Origin of the sequence: Erythrobacter sp. LQ02-29 (assembly GCF_022576075.2) — a bacterium.
Lineage (GTDB): Bacteria > Pseudomonadota > Alphaproteobacteria > Sphingomonadales > Sphingomonadaceae > Alteriqipengyuania.
In genome coordinates this window covers 486,600-502,434 of sequence record NZ_JANCNT010000001.1, presented here as the reverse complement: position 1 = coordinate 502,434, position 15,835 = coordinate 486,600, and the positions used below count along the sequence as shown (strand labels likewise).

Below are 15,835 nucleotides of genomic sequence, written 5' to 3'. Positions count from 1 at the left end.
GCGGGCATTTTGGCAGCGCGAGACACACCCGCATAATCCGATCCCGACGCGCCGGGGGCGAACCGATTCGCAGCTGTTGCCGATGGGACTCATCCCCCACAGGCGAGAGCGCCGCCCGCCACACGGCGATTCACATTTCCGCCCACAACCGCTATATGTTGTGGGTCACACGAACCGGAGCCGCAATCCATGTCCCTTCTCGAAGCCCGCAAGACCTACAAGCCGTTCGAATATCCGTGGGCCTACGACTTCTGGAAACGCCAGCAGCAGGTCCACTGGATGCCCGAGGAAGTGCCCTTGGGTGAGGATTGCCGCGACTGGGCGCAGAAGCTCACCGAGCATGAGCGCAACCTGCTCACGCAAATCTTCCGCTTCTTTACCCAGGCCGATGTCGAGGTGCAGGACTGCTATCACGAGAAATACGGCCGGGTGTTCAAGCCGACCGAGATCAAGATGATGCTCGCCTCCTTCTCCAACATGGAAACGATCCACATCGCGGCCTACAGCCACCTGCTCGACACGATCGGCATGCCCGAAAGCGAATACGGCATGTTCCTCGAATACGAGGAGATGAAGGACAAGCACGACTACCTGCAGCAGTTCGGCGTCGACACGGACGAGGATATCGCCCGCACCCTCGCGGCGTTCGGCGGCTTCACCGAAGGCATGCAGCTGTTCGCCAGCTTCGCGATGCTGATGAACTTCCCGCGCTTCAACAAGATGAAGGGCATGGGCCAGATCGTCAGCTGGTCGGTGCGCGACGAAAGCCTGCACTGCGAAGGCATCATCCGCCTGTTCCACGAATTCGTGCGCGAGCGCGATTGCTACACCAAGGCGGTGAAGGAAGACATCATCGACATCTGCCAGAAGTCGGTGCGGCTGGAAGACAACTTCATCGACCTCGCCTTCGAGATGGGGCCGGTGTCCGGCATGACCGCGAAGGAGATCAAGAAGTACATCCGCTACATCGCGGACTGGCGGCTGGGCCAGCTGGGCCTGCAGCCGCTCTACATGGTCGACGAGCACCCGCTGCCCTGGCTCGCCCCGCTATTGAACGGCGTGGAGCACGCCAACTTCTTCGAACAGCGCGCGACCGAATATTCGAAGGGCGCGACCAAGGGCGACTGGAACACGGTGTGGAGCACCTTCGACAAGCGCAACAAGGCCGAGGCCGCGAACGAGGTCGACGGCGCCGAGGACGACGGCCCGGGGCTGTTCGGGGATGATGCTGGGGGCGCTGCGACTGAAGCGGCGGAATAAGTAGTCCGTTGACTTGCCAGCATCTAATGCGACCAATACGAAGTCTCTATGACTGATATTTACGCGCGTCGACAAAGCGAATGCGAATCGAGAATCGATGATCTGCGGAAGGATTTATCCGGTCGAGTTGATGGACTCGAATTAGAGAGTAGGCACCCAAAGCTCGCGATATATGCTACGGGATCTCTGGCTAGGCGTGAAGCAAGTATCCATTCGGACCTCGACGCGTTCTTTATGTTGTCTGGGGAGTCCGATGGCACGCCGATGGGCCGAATTCAGGATGTAAAAATCTTTAATGCCGTGCTGTCTGCGGCCGAGGCTGGAGGCTTCCCTGACTTTTCGAACGATGGCGAATATCTTAAGTTTATCCACATTGAAGACGTGATCACTGCCCTCGGTAGTCGTATTGATGATTACAAAAACACATTCACTGCCCGTATGCTGCTTATGCTCGAGAGTGAGTGGCTTTATGGGAAGGATTGCTTCCAAGGTTTTCGCAAACAGGCTATCGAGGCATATTTCACTGACTTTCATGATCATTCTGAAAATTTCCGCCCCCTGTTTTTGATGAACGATATTCTTAGGTTCTGGCGAACACTCTGCCTTAATTACGAAAACTCGCGACAATGGAAGAACGTGGAAAGTGCCGAGAAAAGTGCGAAAGGTCATTTAGGTAATTTGAAACTAAAGTTCAGCCGGCTTCATATTTGTTTTTCTTTTATCGCTCATCTTCTATCAAAGGGGCAGCATTTATCTGTTGAAGACGCAATCAAGACCTCTGAAACTATTCCTTTTGAGAGATTGCAAGAGATTGCGGGTAATCACCCCGCGATATCCGCCGATGTAGATATACTCTGTGCCGAGTATGCTTGGTTTTTGGATGCGACTGGTCGCTCGAAGGCAGAGACGCTCTGCTGGATTTCCGAACAGAAGAATCGTGATGAGGCTTTCGCGCATGCCGGTAGGCATATCGATGCGTACGGCCGATTAGTGCGACACGTAGCTGAACAACACGGATATCTGAAGTTTCTCATTGTATGAGCGAATCCGAGAAATACTTCGTTTTCATGTTCCCAGCTAAATCTGAGATCCGGGACTTACTAAACCTAGCGGTTTTCATATTAAATCCTAGGGAAAAGTGGCCGGCTCATATCACGGTCGCCGGGCCGTTTCGCAGGAGGCCTAGTGCGCGAGCGCAAGCAAAGTTCAAATCGTCGGCTTTTTCGCTCGGGGCTTGGAACTTTTTTAGCGAAGGGCGCTCCACAGTCTACTTAAAGGCTGGAGTGCCCAATATTCGGAAATACTGGTCCAAGCCAGACTTTATCGGAAATCCTGTTCCACATATCAGTATCTATAATGGAAAAGATTTAGATACCGCAAAAAAGATATTTCACAAAATCGAACCGTTGCGATTGATTTTTGGGTTTAATATAGAAGGAATCGAGATCGTAAGATCCAGCTCGCAGCGGCAATTCGACCTTCGTAGTAGTGTGAACTTGGAGGTAATGCCTGGCTTGCAAGGGATGAAACTTGATGATGCGGCTGCCTTGTCTATCGAGGATCGTATCGACTTTGCGGCTGAGGCTCTCGCGAAGTGCAAGCCAAGTCCGCCACTTCAGCAAGATTTGCCTTTCAAGTTTTAGACCTTGTTTCCTCGACTCAGTCCTGTTGGGGGCAGGCCCCTTCGTACAGGCGCTTAAGAGGGCAATTCCTCGATGATTTGCTGGATCGCGCGCGCGACCGCTTCGGGATCGGCCATCACCTCCGCATTGGCGAAATGCAGCACGGTGTAGCCGCGCGCCCGCAGGTCCGTGTCGCGGTGCTCGTCGCGCTCGGGCTGGACATCGTGGCTGAAGCCCCGTCGAGCTCAATCGCCAGCTTCAGTTCGCGGCAGAGAAAATCGACATACCACGGGCCGACCGGCATCTGGCGGCTGAACTTCGCGCCAAGAGCCGATCTCGCGAGGTAGGGCCACAGCTTGCGTTCGGCCGGGGTGGCGGCCCGGCGCAATTCCCGGGCGCGCTTCGTGTTGCGGGGGTTCCAGTCCGGCATCTGTGTACGGTTTGCCCACCCCCGGCCCCTCCCGCAAGCGGGAGGGGAGAAGAAGGGCGCTACGTGGTCCCCCTCCCGCCTGCGGGAGAGGTTAGGGGTTGGTCTGGAACGACCCGCTAACCACTCGCTCACCATTCCGGCGGTATCGCCGCCTGATGGAAGACACGCTCGCCCAACCGCCGGCGTTGCTGGCGCTTTACGCGCTGATCGCGATGAATTTCGCGACCTTCGTGGCGTTCGGCCTCGACAAGGCGTGCGCGGAGCAGGGGATCCGGCGGGTGCGGGAATCGACGCTGCTCCAGCTCGCCTTCTTCGGTGGGACCATCGGTGCCTATGCGGGCCGGGCGCTGTTCCGGCACAAGACGCGCAAGCAGCCGTTCTCCGGCAATCTCCACACCATCGCCCTGCTGCAAGTCGCGGCCTGCGTCGGGCTGGCGGTGTTCTTCCTGCTCTGACCCGGCGAACGGGCGGATTTTCCTACTCCGCAGGGATTTGCTTGATAGGCGGCGATGCGCGCGCACCGCTCTCTTCCGACCTACGCCTTCTCGAACGGCGCACGGTCTTTTTCCGCCTCGCCCCTGGGTGTCACCCTGCCGCGTCCAAGTGAAAAACGCTTATCGCCCAAGGGCTTGCCGCCGCGGGCGAAAGTGACGGGGTGTCATTTTCGTCACCCGCGCGGCCGTGCCGATCGCGCCCGCTTTTCCGCGTCAGGACACTGTTCCATGTGTTCCATCCTGTTGGATTTCGCGCCCCTCGTTCAGCACCAGTCGCGGCGGAAGCCTTGCCATTCCTCGGCCAGCCCCTCGCGCACCAGCGTGTCGCCCAGGCTCCTGCCGTTTCGGGTCAGGATGCGCAGCTTGCGGTGGTACTTGTCCGTATCGCGGCCATCGGGGTTGGGCTCGATCGAAAAGGCGCCATCGTTCAGCAGCGCGGTCATCCGGGCGGTGGCGCGTTCGCCCAGGCGGCGCTCGTAATCGCAGTCCGGGTCGCTCACCTCGGGCGTGTTGATGTCGGCGATGCGAATCTTCTCGCCCCGGTACCAGATGGTGTCGCCGTCGATCACGCAGGTGACGCGGACCGGACCGACGCAGCGAGAGAAATATGCGCTCTCGCTGTCGCTGCCATTTGCTCGCGACCCGGCCTCCGCCGTCGGAGGGCCGCTCAGCAGCCAGACAGCGGTGAAGGCGGCGAGCGGCGCTGCGACCAGTATCGGGCCGAGCCCGCGCGCGGCGGCGAGCCAGCCGTCCCCACCCGCGCGACGCCGCTTCGGCACGCCATAGGCGGCGGGGCGCGCCCAGTCGCGGCGCGTTCGCTTCGTACGGCGGAAGGGCGGCAGGTTTCCCATCGCTGCGCAGTCTGCGCCGCGAGCGGTAAACGAACCGCCAATCGGGGCATCGGGGAGGGCGCGTGGGCGTGCCCTGCCGCAAGGACGCGGCGGCTCGCCGCTTTCGGAGAAGCGCTCGGCTCGCGCACAAGTCTTTGTTATCGAGTGATAAACTCGCACATTCCGCGACGAGCCGAATGTCTGTCGCGACCGGCCCCCGGCACCCCAATCGCGCGATCGTGCGTTCTCCCGCCCACCTACAGACGCAAGGAAGGAGAGAACCCATGCGCAAGATAACGCTTCTCATCGCGAGTGCCGGTGCTGCGATCGCAGTGCCCGCCGCCGCCCAGGTCAATGCCGGGGCAGGCGCGCAGGTCGATACCGGCGAGGTCGTGGGCCAGACCACCGATACGGTGGGCACCGCGGCGCAGGATACCATGCAGACCACGCAGGATACGGTCGATCAGACGGCGCAGATGATGGCCGCCACCCCGGCGCAGGTGACCGCGGGCGTGTCTGTCGCCGATTCCACCGGCGCGCAGATCGGGACGGTCAGCTCGATCGATGGCGACATCGTCACCGTGAGCGACGGGGATGCGACCTACCGCCTGCCCATGAGCTATCTCTATGCCGATGCCGAGGGCGCGGTGGAAACGCTCTATCTGGGTGCGACCAAGGCCGAGCTCGATGCGGCGGTCGCAGCGCAGGCGGATGCCGGAGCCGGTGCGGAAGCGGATAGCGAAGCCGAGCCGGAAGGCTAGGCCCGAGTGGTGGTGCGGGCGGGGTGTGGATTATCCCCGGCCGCGCCCCGCCGATGCGCTGATCCGTCCGCGCGGGCGGGCCTCGCTCGTTCGCTTGGCTTCGCTCCCCTCGATCTCGGCGCGCACGGGGGCGTGGGCCAGCAGGGCAAACAGTAGCGCGCCGCCGACGATGTTGCCGAGGAGGGCAGGGATCAGAAAGCCGAACAGCCCCTCTCCTATTCCGATCGCGCCGCTCAGCACGGCGACCCACATCTCCGCGCAACCGACGATGGAATGCGCGACATTACCCAAGGCCATCAGCCAGGTGATGATGGTGATGATCAGGATTTCCTGCCGCTCCAGATTGGGCATGGCCCAGACCAGCGCGGCGATCATGAAGCCCGCGGGAACGCCCCGCTGAAACGCGTCGGGCATCAAGATGTGCATTTCTTCCACCGAATGGGCGACAACTGCCGCACTGACCTGCGGCATCCCACCGAAGTCGAAGTGGTTGAATAGGGCGAAACCCAGCGTGCCGACGACATTGCCGGCGATGACGATGCCCCACATGCGCAGCGTGCGCAGCAGGTTGCGCCGGTTGCGCGTCGTCGCCAGCGGGAGCACCGCGGTCAGTGTGTTCTCCGTGAACAGCTGCATGCGCCCGGCGATCACGGCGATGAAGCCGACCGAATATCCCAGCGCGACCAGAACGCCCTTGTAACTGCTGTCTGGCAGCGAAACGGCCAAGATCCCTTGCGCGAAAGGGGAGAGTCCGATCACGAAGCCGCAGCCGATCGCCGACCACAACAGGGCGAAGAACGGTTTCTCCAGTTCGGCGATACCGCGCAACCGAATGATCTCGTGCACCAGCTTCGCACTCGCGACCTCGTGATCGCGGATGATCTCCTTCTCGTTCCGGTCGAGATTATCGAGCTTGTCGTCGCTCTCGGAGTTCTTCAGCGCCTTGGGCCGTTTCTCGTGCTCGGACTCGCGATCTGTCATGGACTAAGGACCTTCCGCGGGCAGGGCCGTTCCCGCGCCCGCGTCCGGCGATCCGCGCTACGCATTCAATAATGCTCGCGGTGGCCGAAGATCCATTGCTTCATGCTCATCCGTTCGTAGCGTTCGAACATCCGGCTATCCTTGTGCTCGGCGAACTGGGCATAGTTCAGCACCGCGACGAAGATGATGCCGCCCAGCGTGTTCCCGATCAGGACCGGGGCGACGAAGTTCGGCCAAAGTACCCAGAAGTTCACTGTCGGGTCGGCGAAGGCGATATAGAACGCCTCCACCGAGGACGTGATGACATGGAAGAACGTTCCGACCCCAATGAAATACATCAGCACATAGATCACCAGCGCGCGACCTATCGAATCGCGCATGGCATGAACCAGCCACACCATCGCCGCCACGATCCAGCCGGCGATGATGCCGCGGTAGAAAATCTCGAGCCACGGGGTTTCGATCGCGTGATGGCCGATCTCCATCGCCTTCGCCGCTCGTTCCGGCGTAAAAACGTTCGAATAGGCGATAGCCGCCGCGAACGCGATCGCACCGACCATGTTGCCGACGAAGACGACGAGCCACAGCCGCAACAGGTCGCGCAGGCTCGCCAACCGGGTCAGGACCAGCACCACCGGAGTCAGCGTGTTCTCCGTGAACAGCTGGTAGCGGCCGAGGACGATGATGAGGAAGCCGACGGGATAGAGCAGGTTGCCAAGCAGGCCCGGCTCGATCTCACCGGCACTTTCGGTGAATATCACGCGCGCGAGGAAGGTCAGGCCCAAGGCTCCGCCTGCACCAAGCGCGCTCCAGAACAGGTAGAAATTGCTGACGTCCAATTCGTGATCGGCGGTCGACAGAACACGTTTGAAAATCTCGGTGAAACCGAAGTAATCGGAGACGGCCTCGCCCTCCTCGGGCGGGTGGGACACATCCTCCCCCTCTTGCCCTTCATCGTCCTTCCCATCCTGCGGGTGGTTGAGGGGATGGCTATTCTCGTCCGAACCGGGCTTTCCGCCCGTTCCGCCGCGCTGGGCACCGTGAAGGTCTTCGGATCTGGTCATGGCACTCCCCTGCTTAATAGAGGTGAGACTGCCGATGTGCCTTAGCGTTCCCGCACGGGGCATTCGCGCTTCTTTAACCGGCGCCTGCGTAACGCCTCTTTGTCATGCTGGTGAGGCAAAAGGACATATTTCGGAGTCGGTGGAAGGCGCTGATCTGGGCGGCTGGCATCCTGCTGACTGCCTATTGCAGCGTGCCATCGCTCGATGAGGCCACGAGCGATGGCAAGGAAGCCCACGGCAGACACGAAAGCAAGCAGTCCGCTAATCCTTGGGCTCTCGAGGCTCAGAACCATGACAAGCGGAACTGAGCGGGCCAGCTAGAGCGCGGAACGGGTGTGTGCCGCTGTCGTTGATTGATCGAACGGGCCGACCGCGCCCGCTCCATTTTCCAACCATTCCGATAGGAGCCCATCATGTCCGACCCGGTCCCCGATAGCACACCGAAAACCCGCTGGATCTGGGTTGCCTTGATCGTATTGCTCGCGGTCGGTGTGGTCGCGATCTATTTCAATGCCGACGGCGATACCGACGATGTCGAACTCGCCGATTCCGCCGTGACCACGCAGCAGGAGCGGCTCAATCAGGATCTGCCGCAACCGGGCGAACCGAACGCCACGGAGCAGCAGATGGATCAGCCGGTCACCGCTGCCGAAACGCCTGCCAACTAAGCGGCGGCTTTCCCCCATCGCGGCGAACCGCTAAGCGCGCCGGCGACGCGACGCGGAAGGAATGCATGCGATGAATGCGAACGGGAACGCGGCCATGCTCGCCAAGGCCGAAGTGCTGATCGACGCGCTGCCCTATTTCCAGCGCTATGCCGGTCGCACTTTCGTGGTGAAATACGGTGGCCATGCCATGGGCGACCCCAAGGCCGCGCGTGAATTCGCGCAGGACATCGTGTTGCTGAAGGCGGTCGGCATCAATCCGGTGGTCGTCCATGGTGGCGGCCCGCAGATTGGTGCGATGCTGAAACGGCTGGGGGTGGAAAGCACCTTCGTCGATGGCCTGCGCGTGACGGACAAGGCGACCGCGGAGGTCGCGGAAATGGTCCTCTCCGGGGCGATCAACAAGGAACTGGTCGGCTGGATCGCGCAGGCGGGCGGCAAGGCGATGGGCATATCCGGCAAGGACGGTGGCCTCGTCACGGCGACCAAGGTGCAGCGCACCACGCGCGATCCCGACAGCCAGATCGAGCAGGTGCTCGACCTCGGCTTCGTGGGCGATCCGACACATGTCGATACCACCATCCTCGACACGGCCAGCGCGGCGGGGATGATCCCCGTGGTCGCGCCGATCGGTGCCGGGGAGGGTGGCGAAACCTACAACATCAATGCCGATACCATGGCAGGCGCGCTGGCCGGAGCGCTGGGCGCGGCGCGGTTGTTCCTGCTGACCGACGTGGCGGGCGTGCTGGGCGGGGACGGCGAATTGCTGACCGACCTGACCCCGGCTGGTATCGCGACGCTGCGCGAGGAGGGTACCATCACCGGCGGGATGATCCCCAAGCTGGAGACGTGCGTTTCCGCGGTCGAAGCAGGGTGCGATGCCGCAGTGGTGCTCGACGGACGCGTGCCGCACGCCATGTTGCTCGAATTCTTCACCAGCCGTGGGGCAGGGACGCTGGTCCACAAATAGCGCCCAATCCCTTGAGCGAGCGTCGCAGGTGTATTACTTCGCCAAGACGCCCGCCGGATACAGGAACCGATATGCAAGCCCTTCTTACCCTCTACGATATCGTCGCGATGCTGACGAACGTGTTCGTCATGCTGATCATCGTCCAGTTCGTGATCGGTCTGCTGTTCGCGTTCAACGTGATCAGCCCGAGCAACCAGTTCATGTCGCAGGTCTATAACTCGATCAACGCACTGCTCGAGCCGCTGCTGGCCCCCATCCGGCGACGCATGCCTGCAACCGGCGCGATCGATTTCTCGCCGCTGGTGCTGATCATCCTTCTCCAGATCATCCTCATCGTCCTGCGCGGTCTCATCGGGGGTGTCGCTTGAGCGCGGACATCATCGACGGGAAGGCATTCGCGGCCAAGCTGCGCGAACGGGTCGGTGCCGTAGCCGCCGATTTCCAGACCGCGGCGGGGCGCAAGGCGGGCCTCGCCGTGGTGCTGGTGGGGGATGACCCGGCAAGCCAGGTCTATGTCCGCAGCAAGGGGAAGGCGACGCTGGCAGCGAACATGGACAGCTTCGAGCACCGCTTGCCGGACGATACCTCGCAAGCCGCGCTGGTCGCTCTGGTCGAGAAGCTGAACGCGGACGAGGCAGTCGACGGTATCCTGGTACAGCTTCCTTTGCCCGGCCACATCGATGCGCAGGCGGTGATCGCCGCGATCGATCCGGACAAGGACGTGGATGGCTTCCACGTCATCAATGCGGGTCGGCTCGCGACCGGCAGCACCGGTTTCGTGCCATGCACCCCGCTGGGCTGCATGATGCTGCTGACCGACCGCTTGGGCGATCTCTCGGGGCTGGAAGCGGTGGTGATCGGCCGCTCCAATATCGTGGGCAAACCGATGGCGCAGTTGCTGCTCGACGCCAACGCGACCGTCACTATCGCGCATAGCCGGACGAAGGACCTGCCCGCAGTCGTGCGCCGCGCCGATATCGTCGTCGCTGCCGTCGGTCGGGCGGAGATGGTGCGGGACGATTGGCTGAAGGACGGCGCCACCGTGATTGATGTCGGGATCAACAGGCTCGCGCCTGCCGCTGGCGAGGAGAAGGGCCGCCTGGTCGGCGATGTCGATTTCGCAGGAGCGAGTGCCCGGGCGGGCGCGATCACGCCGGTGCCGGGCGGGGTTGGTCCGATGACGATCGCGGTACTGCTGCGCAACACGCTGGTCGCCGCACATGCCCATGCAGGGCTCGACGCGCCGACGGATCTCTAGAACCGGGGGTTACGATGAAGCCGACTGCCGCTCTCGCCTGCCTTGCCGCCGCGCTCGGCCTTTCCGCCTGCGCCACGTCCGGCATGTCGCGCGACCGCTACGATCGACTGGTCGGCGATGTCGCCAATCCGAGCAAGGTGATCGCGACCGAGCTCGCCTTCGCCCAGGCCGCCCGAACCGAGGGGCAGTGGACCGCGTTCCGCGAATATGCGGGCGAGGGGGCGGTGATCCTGGGCCTTGGCGGGGCGATCGCGGCAATACCTTGGCTCAAACAGCAGACCGATCCCGCGCAAGCGGTTTCGTGGGAACCCTATGCCGTTTGGAGCAGCTGCGACGGTTCGCTGGCAGTAACGCGCGGAACCTACAGCGAGCCGGGCGGGGTGCAGGGGACGTTCGATACCGTCTGGCATCGCCAGAAGGACGGCGATTATCGTTGGGTGCTCGATTTCGCTTATCCGGATGCCGCAGAGGAAAAGCCGGAGATGATTGCCGCCAAGGTCGCCGATTGCGGTGCGCCTGCGGCGCAGCTCGTCGCCGATCCCGCCACCACACGCATCGCTTCGGACGACAATACGCTGGTGGTCGATTACGCCGGGTCTGCCTCCGGTGCCCGGCAAGTCACGGTGGGCTTCCTGACCGATGGCGCGATGCAATCGGTGGTTGACGACGCGGTGACGACGAACGACTGACCGCCGCCGTGCTGAACCTCTTCATCTCCGCCTTCATCACGCTGTTCGTGATCGTCGACCCGCCCGGTTGCGCCCCGATCTATGCCGGGCTGACCAAGGGAGCGAGCGCGGCCGAAGCACGCAACATGGCGATCCGTGCTTGCGTCATCGCGGCAGGCATCCTGCTCGTCTTCGCATTGTTCGGCGAGCAATTGCTCGGCGCGTTGCATATCGAGCTCGACAGCTTTCGCATCGCGGGCGGGCTGATGCTGTTCTGGATCGCGTTCGAGATGGTGTTCGAGAAGCGCACCCAGCGGCGCGAGGAACGCGCGGAGAAGGTCCTGGCCACGCCCGAGGTGGAGGATGTCTCGATCTTCCCGATGGCGATGCCGATGCTGGCCGGACCGGGCGCGATCGCTGCGATCATGCTGCTGACCAACAATGCCCGGGGGGTGCAGGGTACGCTGGTGGTCCTTAGTGCACTCGCAGCCGTGCTGGTCATCACGGCTGTCGCGCTGATCGCCGCTGGCCCGATCATGAAGGTCTTCGGCGCGCGGGTGGAAGCGGTCATCACCCGCCTGCTCGGTGTGCTGCTCGCCGCATTGGCCGCGCAATATGTCATCGACGGCCTGAAGGGCTCGTTCGGGATTTAACCGCTACTGCAAGGTGACGCGGTCGTCGCCGCCATCGTGGCGGCCGAAGAACTGCATCAGCTGAATCAGCAGTTCGCATCGGGTGCCGAGATCGGGTGCCTCCAGCAGCGCCTGTTTCGCAGCCGGATCGAACGGCGCGATCTGGCTGACCCCGTTAATCAGCGACTGGTCGTCGAGCCGTTCCACCGAATCCCAGTCGACCGCATAGCCTTGCGAATCGGCGAAACGGCGCGCCTCCTGCTCGAACCCTGCCCGTTCGACGCTGGACAGCACCGCGTCCTCGTCATCGTCTATCAGCTCGCCTTCGACCTGCCGGAACGCGGTGGTGACATCGAGCTCGCGCACCAGCCGAAAGCGCGATTCCCCTTCCAGCACCAGGTTGTAGCGTCCGTCGTCGAGCGCCTCGACCTCGCCGATCCGCCCGACGCAGCCAACCTGGAACAGCGGTGCGTCCTTCACCGCCGGGTTGGGCTGGATCATAGCGATCCGCCGATCGCGCGCCAGCGCATCGCCGACCAGCGCCCGGTAACGCGGCTCGAACATGTGGAGCGGCAATTGCAGACCCGGGAACAGGATCGCGCCGGACAGGGGGAAGATCGAAAGACGCACGCGCCTGCTTATCCGAACAGGATCTTGCTGAGCCGACGCCGTGTGGTCACCACCCAGGGATCTTCCAGCCCGATCGCCTCGAATATCTTGAGCAGACTGGTGCGTGCGGCACCATCGTTCCATTCGCGGTCGGTCTCGATCATCTGCAGCAGCACATCGGCGGCCTCGTCGCGATGTCCTGCCGCAAAGGCGGCCTCGGCGAATTCGATCTGCGTTTCCGGAGCGTTGACGTCCGCCGCCAGGCGCAACCGGTCGAGTTCGGCTTCGTCGACTTCGCTACCGGCGAAATCGAGCGCGCTGCGCACCTGATCGATCTGCGGGTCCTTGGCCACGTCGTCCGGCAGCGCGGCGAGCGCAGCCTGCGCTTCCTCGACCCGGTCGGCCGTTACCAGCGCACGAATCAGCCCTGCCTGCGCGGCCACATTGCCCGGCTCCATCTCGATCACCTGCTGGAAGATACCGGCGGCGCGCTCCGCCTCGCCATCGGCAAGCACCTGCTCGCCCATCGCGACGAACTGCGCGATATCCTGCTGCTGCCGGCCTGCCTGGCCCGGCGCCGCATCGTCATCGCCCGCTTCGATGGGCAATTGGGCGAGAATCTGGTCGAGCATCTGCTTCAGCTGACTCTCAGTCCGCGCGCTGGTCAGATCGGCGACCGGCTGGCCTTGGAACAGCGCGTAGACGGTGGGGATGGATTGCACCTGGAACTGGCTGGCGATGAACTGCTCCTTGTCCACGTCGAGCTTGGCCAGCACCACGCCCTTGTCCGCGTAATCCGCAGCGACCTTCTCCAGCACCGGGGCCAGCGCCTTGCACGGGCCGCACCATTCGGCCCAGAAATCGAGGATCACGAGCTTCTTCATGCTCGGTTCGACCACGTCCTGCCGGAAACGGTCGACGGCTTTCTGTTCGTCCAGATTGAGACCCATGCTGGCCAATTTGCTTCCCCTATCAATTCTCGGTGTGCCCGCAACGGCGGGCTCGATCGCGCTGCCCATGTGGGCGCTGGAACGGACAAAGTGAAGGGGCACGCAGGCTTCGCGAATTTTGCCCTTGCGGCGAATCCGGCACACTGCTAGGCGCGCGCTTCCCCGACGGGCCTGTCCATCAGACCCGGTCGAGCGTCAGTGAGCGGGCGTAGCTCAGGGGTAGAGCACAACCTTGCCAAGGTTGGGGTCGGGCGTTCGAATCGCCTCGCCCGCTCCATTTTCCTTCCAGTCGAAACGGTACCTGCGGGTACGAGCGTGTGCGCGGCGGTCATTTGCTGTTGCAATTCCGGTCGCCCTCTGTTTAACGCGCCGTGGAATGTTACCACATAACATTTAGGGCGAAGCGTTGGGTCTTCGCCGATCGGTCACACTCGTTAAATCAAGGATTAAGCTCACGATGCAAATCGCTCGCTCCGGCACACTTTCCCTTTTCGCACTCGCCGCCGGACTGGCCGCGACGCCGGCGTTCGCTCAGCAAAGCGACAGTTCGGACAGTGCGCAAAGCGAAGAGAGCGCCACCGACTATGGCCACGTATCCGAGCAGAGCCGTCAGGTAGAAATCATCGTCACCGGCGTTCTGGAACGGCAGCGGCAGGATTTCCTGTCCGGCGTTTCGGTGGTGGACGGAGAAGAGCTGACGCAGGCGATCCGTCCGTCCCTCGGCGAAACGCTGAACGATACGCCGGGTGTTTCGGCGACTTCGTTCGGCCCGAGTGCGTCGCGCCCGGTCCTGCGCGGTTTGCAGGGCGAGCGGGTCCGCGTGCTTACCAACGGCCTCGGCTCCGTCGACGTGTCGAACACGTCCGTCGACCACGCCGTCGTCGTGAACCCGCTGACGGCGGAACGGATCGAGGTGCTGCGCGGGCCGCAATCCCTCCTGTACGGTTCCTCCGCAATCGGCGGGGTGGTCAACGTGATTGACAACAGCCTGCCGACCACCGTTCCGGCTGACCGGATCAAACTGGGCGCCATCGCCACCTATGGCTCTGCGGCGAACGAGCGTTCGGGCGGGGCATCGGCCGATTTCGCGCTGTCGGATCACTTGGTCCTGCACGCCGACGGTAGCTATCTCAAGACCGACGATCTCGACATCGGGGGCTATGCGTTGACCCCGGAACTGCGCCGCCAAGCGCTCGCGTCGGCCACTTTGCCGGCCGATCCCACCGCGGAAGAGCCGATCGACTTCGCTGCCAATGCGGCGGTCGAGGGCACGCTGCCCAATTCCGCGTCCGAGACGTGGACGGCAGGCGGCGGCGTTGCCTACATCAACGACGGCGGCAGCTTCGCGCTGTCCTACAAGCACTATGACAGTCTCTACGGGGTGCCGATCCGCTTCGCGACCGAGCCGGGTCAGGAGCAGGAAGGGCCCCGGCTGGACCTGAAACAGAACCGCGTGGACGCGCGGGCGGAAGTGAATGTCGGCGGCGGCTTGCTGGACAAGATCGGCGCCCGGTTCGGCTACGCCAAATATCGCCACTTCGAACTGGAAGAGGATGGCGAGGTCGGCACCGCGTTCTACAACCAAGGCATGGAAGGGCGGCTGGAGCTGACCCAGGCGCAGAAAGGCGCTTGGCGCGGCGTGACCGGCGGCCAGTTCTACATCCGCGATTTCAACGTCGAGGGCGAGGAGGCTTTCCTGCCCAAGAACAGCACCGAGCAGGTCGGCGCGTTCACGCTGCAGCAGTTCGATTACGGGGCGTTGAAGTTCGAAGCGGGTGCGCGCTACGAACACACCAAGCTCCAGGGTCAGCCGCTCCCCGATCAGCCGCAATTCTTCGATGGCAGCCGCAGCTTCGATGCCATTTCCGGATCGGTCGGCGCATCGTATGGCTTCGCGGACGGCGTGCGCTTCGGTGTGAACGTCTCGCATAACGAGCGCGCTCCGGCGGCCGAGGAACTGTTCGCCAACGGCCCGCATGCGGGCACGCAGGCGTTCGAGGTCGGCGACCCCGACTTCGGGCTCGAGAAATCATGGGGCGTGGAGGGGATCCTGCGGGCCGGCGGTGACGGTTATTCGCTCGAAGCCTCGGCCTATTACACCTGGTTCAACGACTTCATCTATGAGGACCAGACCGGCGAGATCGAAGATGGCCTGCCGGTCTATCAGTTCCGTCAGTCGGACGCGCGCTATTACGGCTTCGAAATCCAGGGTTCGGCGACACTCGCACGGTTCGGCACCACCTCTCTGGCGGTCGATGGCCTGGCGGACTACGTTCACGCAACCATCGAAAACGTCGGTCCGGCACCGCGCATCCCGCCGCTCCGCCTGCTGGGCGGCGTGACCGTGAAGACCGGGAATTTCGACGTTCGCGGCGAAGTCGAGCATGCGTTCGAGCAGGACCGAATCTCCGACTTCGAGACCGCGACAGACGGCTACACGCTCGTCAACGCCGAGGTGAACCTGCACCCGTGGGGAGCCGGTAGCCCGCTCAGCCTGGCCCTGTCGGCGAACAACATCTTCGACGTGAACGCGCGGCGCCATGCGTCATTCCTGAAGGATTACGCACCGCTGTCGGGTCGCGACTTCCGCGTATCGGCCCGCTTCGACTTCTAATCGGTCGGACTGTCGTCACGCTGCGGG

19 protein-coding genes and 1 tRNA gene are annotated in these 15,835 nt (G+C 62.8%); 13 read left to right on the top strand and 7 right to left on the bottom strand.

Annotated features, from left to right (window positions below):
- The first annotated feature begins 189 nt into the window (after positions 1-189).
- The 3 genes from MKP08_RS02390 to MKP08_RS02380 are packed head-to-tail and all read left to right on the top strand — an operon-like array spanning position 190 to position 2,903.
- Entirely contained in the window at positions 190-1,260 is a 1,071-nt protein-coding gene (locus tag MKP08_RS02390) for a ribonucleotide-diphosphate reductase subunit beta (RefSeq protein ID WP_241554730.1), read from the top strand.
- A 48-nt stretch (positions 1,261-1,308) separates the two neighbouring features.
- Positions 1,309-2,301: a hypothetical protein gene (locus tag MKP08_RS02385; RefSeq protein WP_241554729.1), complete on the top strand. Its 993-nt coding sequence runs from the start codon at positions 1,309-1,311 to the stop codon at positions 2,299-2,301.
- Positions 2,298-2,903: a 2'-5' RNA ligase family protein gene (locus tag MKP08_RS02380; RefSeq protein ID WP_241554728.1), complete on the top strand. Its 606-nt coding sequence runs from the start codon at positions 2,298-2,300 to the stop codon at positions 2,901-2,903. Before MKP08_RS02385 ends, MKP08_RS02380 begins: the two co-directional genes overlap by 4 nt.
- A gap of 53 nt (positions 2,904-2,956) precedes the next feature.
- Here MKP08_RS02380 and MKP08_RS02375 read toward each other — a convergent pair whose 3' ends face one another.
- On the bottom strand, positions 2,957-3,067 hold the full coding sequence (locus MKP08_RS02375; RefSeq protein WP_255750541.1) for a DUF559 domain-containing protein: 111 nt from the start codon (positions 3,065-3,067) through the stop codon (positions 2,957-2,959).
- Entirely contained in the window at positions 3,019-3,312 is a 294-nt protein-coding gene (locus MKP08_RS02370) for an endonuclease domain-containing protein (RefSeq protein WP_255750362.1), read from the bottom strand. The genes MKP08_RS02375 and MKP08_RS02370 overlap by 49 nt, the downstream gene beginning before the upstream one ends.
- A 155-nt stretch (positions 3,313-3,467) precedes the next feature.
- On the opposite strand from MKP08_RS02370, the gene MKP08_RS02365 reads away from it, so the two are divergent.
- Positions 3,468-3,767, top strand: coding sequence for a DUF1294 domain-containing protein (locus tag MKP08_RS02365; RefSeq protein WP_241554727.1), 300 nt, complete (start codon positions 3,468-3,470; stop codon positions 3,765-3,767).
- Positions 3,768-4,069: 302 nt separating this feature from the next.
- Here MKP08_RS02365 and MKP08_RS02360 read toward each other — a convergent pair whose 3' ends face one another.
- On the bottom strand, positions 4,070-4,657 hold the full coding sequence (locus MKP08_RS02360) for a thermonuclease family protein (protein ID WP_241554726.1): 588 nt from the start codon (positions 4,655-4,657) through the stop codon (positions 4,070-4,072).
- Between the two features lie 263 nt (positions 4,658-4,920).
- Between MKP08_RS02360 and MKP08_RS02355 the strand changes: the two genes are divergently transcribed.
- On the top strand, positions 4,921-5,397 hold the full coding sequence (locus tag MKP08_RS02355) for a hypothetical protein (RefSeq protein WP_241554725.1): 477 nt from the start codon (positions 4,921-4,923) through the stop codon (positions 5,395-5,397).
- A 30-nt stretch (positions 5,398-5,427) separates the two neighbouring features.
- Here MKP08_RS02355 and MKP08_RS02350 read toward each other — a convergent pair whose 3' ends face one another.
- Both MKP08_RS02350 and MKP08_RS02345 read right to left on the bottom strand, forming a co-directional pair.
- Positions 5,428-6,378, bottom strand: a complete 951-nt coding sequence (locus MKP08_RS02350) for a formate/nitrite transporter family protein (RefSeq protein ID WP_241554724.1) — start codon at positions 6,376-6,378, stop codon at positions 5,428-5,430.
- Positions 6,379-6,443: 65 nt separating this feature from the next.
- Positions 6,444-7,442 (bottom strand): formate/nitrite transporter family protein, encoded by a 999-nt coding sequence (locus tag MKP08_RS02345; protein WP_241554723.1) that lies wholly within the window; start codon positions 7,440-7,442, stop codon positions 6,444-6,446.
- A gap of 413 nt (positions 7,443-7,855) precedes the next feature.
- Here MKP08_RS02345 and MKP08_RS02340 point away from each other — a divergent pair, with 413 nt between their 5' ends.
- The 6 genes from MKP08_RS02340 to MKP08_RS02315 all read left to right on the top strand — a co-directional run bounded on the left by MKP08_RS02340 (position 7,856) and on the right by MKP08_RS02315 (position 11,656).
- Positions 7,856-8,110 carry a hypothetical protein gene (locus MKP08_RS02340; protein ID WP_241554722.1) on the top strand — a complete coding sequence of 85 codons (255 nt, stop codon included), beginning with the start codon at positions 7,856-7,858 and terminating at the stop codon, positions 8,108-8,110.
- A 70-nt stretch (positions 8,111-8,180) separates the two neighbouring features.
- Positions 8,181-9,077, top strand: a complete 897-nt coding sequence (gene argB / locus MKP08_RS02335; protein ID WP_215227222.1) for an acetylglutamate kinase — start codon at positions 8,181-8,183, stop codon at positions 9,075-9,077.
- A 71-nt stretch (positions 9,078-9,148) separates the two neighbouring features.
- Positions 9,149-9,445: a YggT family protein gene (locus tag MKP08_RS02330; protein ID WP_215227223.1), complete on the top strand. Its 297-nt coding sequence runs from the start codon at positions 9,149-9,151 to the stop codon at positions 9,443-9,445.
- Positions 9,442-10,335, top strand: a complete 894-nt coding sequence (gene folD / locus MKP08_RS02325) for a bifunctional methylenetetrahydrofolate dehydrogenase/methenyltetrahydrofolate cyclohydrolase FolD (RefSeq protein ID WP_241554721.1) — start codon at positions 9,442-9,444, stop codon at positions 10,333-10,335. The genes MKP08_RS02330 and folD overlap by 4 nt, the downstream gene beginning before the upstream one ends.
- A 14-nt stretch (positions 10,336-10,349) precedes the next feature.
- Positions 10,350-11,024 (top strand): hypothetical protein, encoded by a 675-nt coding sequence (locus tag MKP08_RS02320; protein ID WP_241554720.1) that lies wholly within the window; start codon positions 10,350-10,352, stop codon positions 11,022-11,024.
- Positions 11,025-11,032: 8 nt separating this feature from the next.
- Positions 11,033-11,656 carry a MarC family protein gene (locus MKP08_RS02315; protein ID WP_241554719.1) on the top strand — a complete coding sequence of 208 codons (624 nt, stop codon included), beginning with the start codon at positions 11,033-11,035 and terminating at the stop codon, positions 11,654-11,656.
- 3 nt (positions 11,657-11,659) lie between these two features.
- Here the strand turns inward: MKP08_RS02315 and MKP08_RS02310 are convergent, their stop codons facing one another.
- Positions 11,660-12,265 carry an LON peptidase substrate-binding domain-containing protein gene (locus MKP08_RS02310; protein ID WP_241554718.1) on the bottom strand — a complete coding sequence of 202 codons (606 nt, stop codon included), beginning with the start codon at positions 12,263-12,265 and terminating at the stop codon, positions 11,660-11,662.
- An 8-nt stretch (positions 12,266-12,273) separates the two neighbouring features.
- On the bottom strand, positions 12,274-13,194 hold the full coding sequence (locus tag MKP08_RS02305) for a tetratricopeptide repeat protein (protein ID WP_241555508.1): 921 nt from the start codon (positions 13,192-13,194) through the stop codon (positions 12,274-12,276).
- A gap of 202 nt (positions 13,195-13,396) precedes the next feature.
- Here MKP08_RS02305 and MKP08_RS02300 point away from each other — a divergent pair.
- Positions 13,397-13,471, top strand: a tRNA-Gly gene (locus MKP08_RS02300).
- A gap of 180 nt (positions 13,472-13,651) precedes the next feature.
- A complete protein-coding gene (locus MKP08_RS02295; protein ID WP_241554717.1) occupies positions 13,652-15,808 on the top strand; it encodes a TonB-dependent receptor in 2,157 nt (718 codons plus the stop codon).
- Positions 15,809-15,835 lie beyond the last annotated feature (27 nt).

Bases quoted from the DNA above. Each gene is read 5' to 3' on its own strand.
- MKP08_RS02390 (WP_241554730.1), top strand. From the start codon at position 190: ATGTCCCTTCTCGAAGCCCGCAAGACCTACAAGCCGTTCGAATATCCG.
- MKP08_RS02385 (WP_241554729.1), top strand. From the start codon at position 1,309: ATGACTGATATTTACGCGCGTCGACAAAGCGAATGCGAATCGAGAATC.
- MKP08_RS02380 (WP_241554728.1), top strand. From the start codon at position 2,298: ATGAGCGAATCCGAGAAATACTTCGTTTTCATGTTCCCAGCTAAATCT.
- MKP08_RS02370 (WP_255750362.1), bottom strand. From the start codon at position 3,312: ATGCCGGACTGGAACCCCCGCAACACGAAGCGCGCCCGGGAATTGCGC.
- MKP08_RS02365 (WP_241554727.1), top strand. From the start codon at position 3,468: ATGGAAGACACGCTCGCCCAACCGCCGGCGTTGCTGGCGCTTTACGCG.
- MKP08_RS02360 (WP_241554726.1), bottom strand. From the start codon at position 4,657: ATGGGAAACCTGCCGCCCTTCCGCCGTACGAAGCGAACGCGCCGCGAC.
- MKP08_RS02355 (WP_241554725.1), top strand. From the start codon at position 4,921: ATGCGCAAGATAACGCTTCTCATCGCGAGTGCCGGTGCTGCGATCGCA.
- MKP08_RS02350 (WP_241554724.1), bottom strand. From the start codon at position 6,378: ATGACAGATCGCGAGTCCGAGCACGAGAAACGGCCCAAGGCGCTGAAG.
- MKP08_RS02345 (WP_241554723.1), bottom strand. From the start codon at position 7,442: ATGACCAGATCCGAAGACCTTCACGGTGCCCAGCGCGGCGGAACGGGC.
- MKP08_RS02340 (WP_241554722.1), top strand. From the start codon at position 7,856: ATGTCCGACCCGGTCCCCGATAGCACACCGAAAACCCGCTGGATCTGG.
- argB (WP_215227222.1), top strand. From the start codon at position 8,181: ATGAATGCGAACGGGAACGCGGCCATGCTCGCCAAGGCCGAAGTGCTG.
- MKP08_RS02330 (WP_215227223.1), top strand. From the start codon at position 9,149: ATGCAAGCCCTTCTTACCCTCTACGATATCGTCGCGATGCTGACGAAC.
- MKP08_RS02320 (WP_241554720.1), top strand. From the start codon at position 10,350: ATGAAGCCGACTGCCGCTCTCGCCTGCCTTGCCGCCGCGCTCGGCCTT.
- MKP08_RS02305 (WP_241555508.1), bottom strand. From the start codon at position 13,194: ATGGGTCTCAATCTGGACGAACAGAAAGCCGTCGACCGTTTCCGGCAG.
- MKP08_RS02295 (WP_241554717.1), top strand. From the start codon at position 13,652: ATGCAAATCGCTCGCTCCGGCACACTTTCCCTTTTCGCACTCGCCGCC.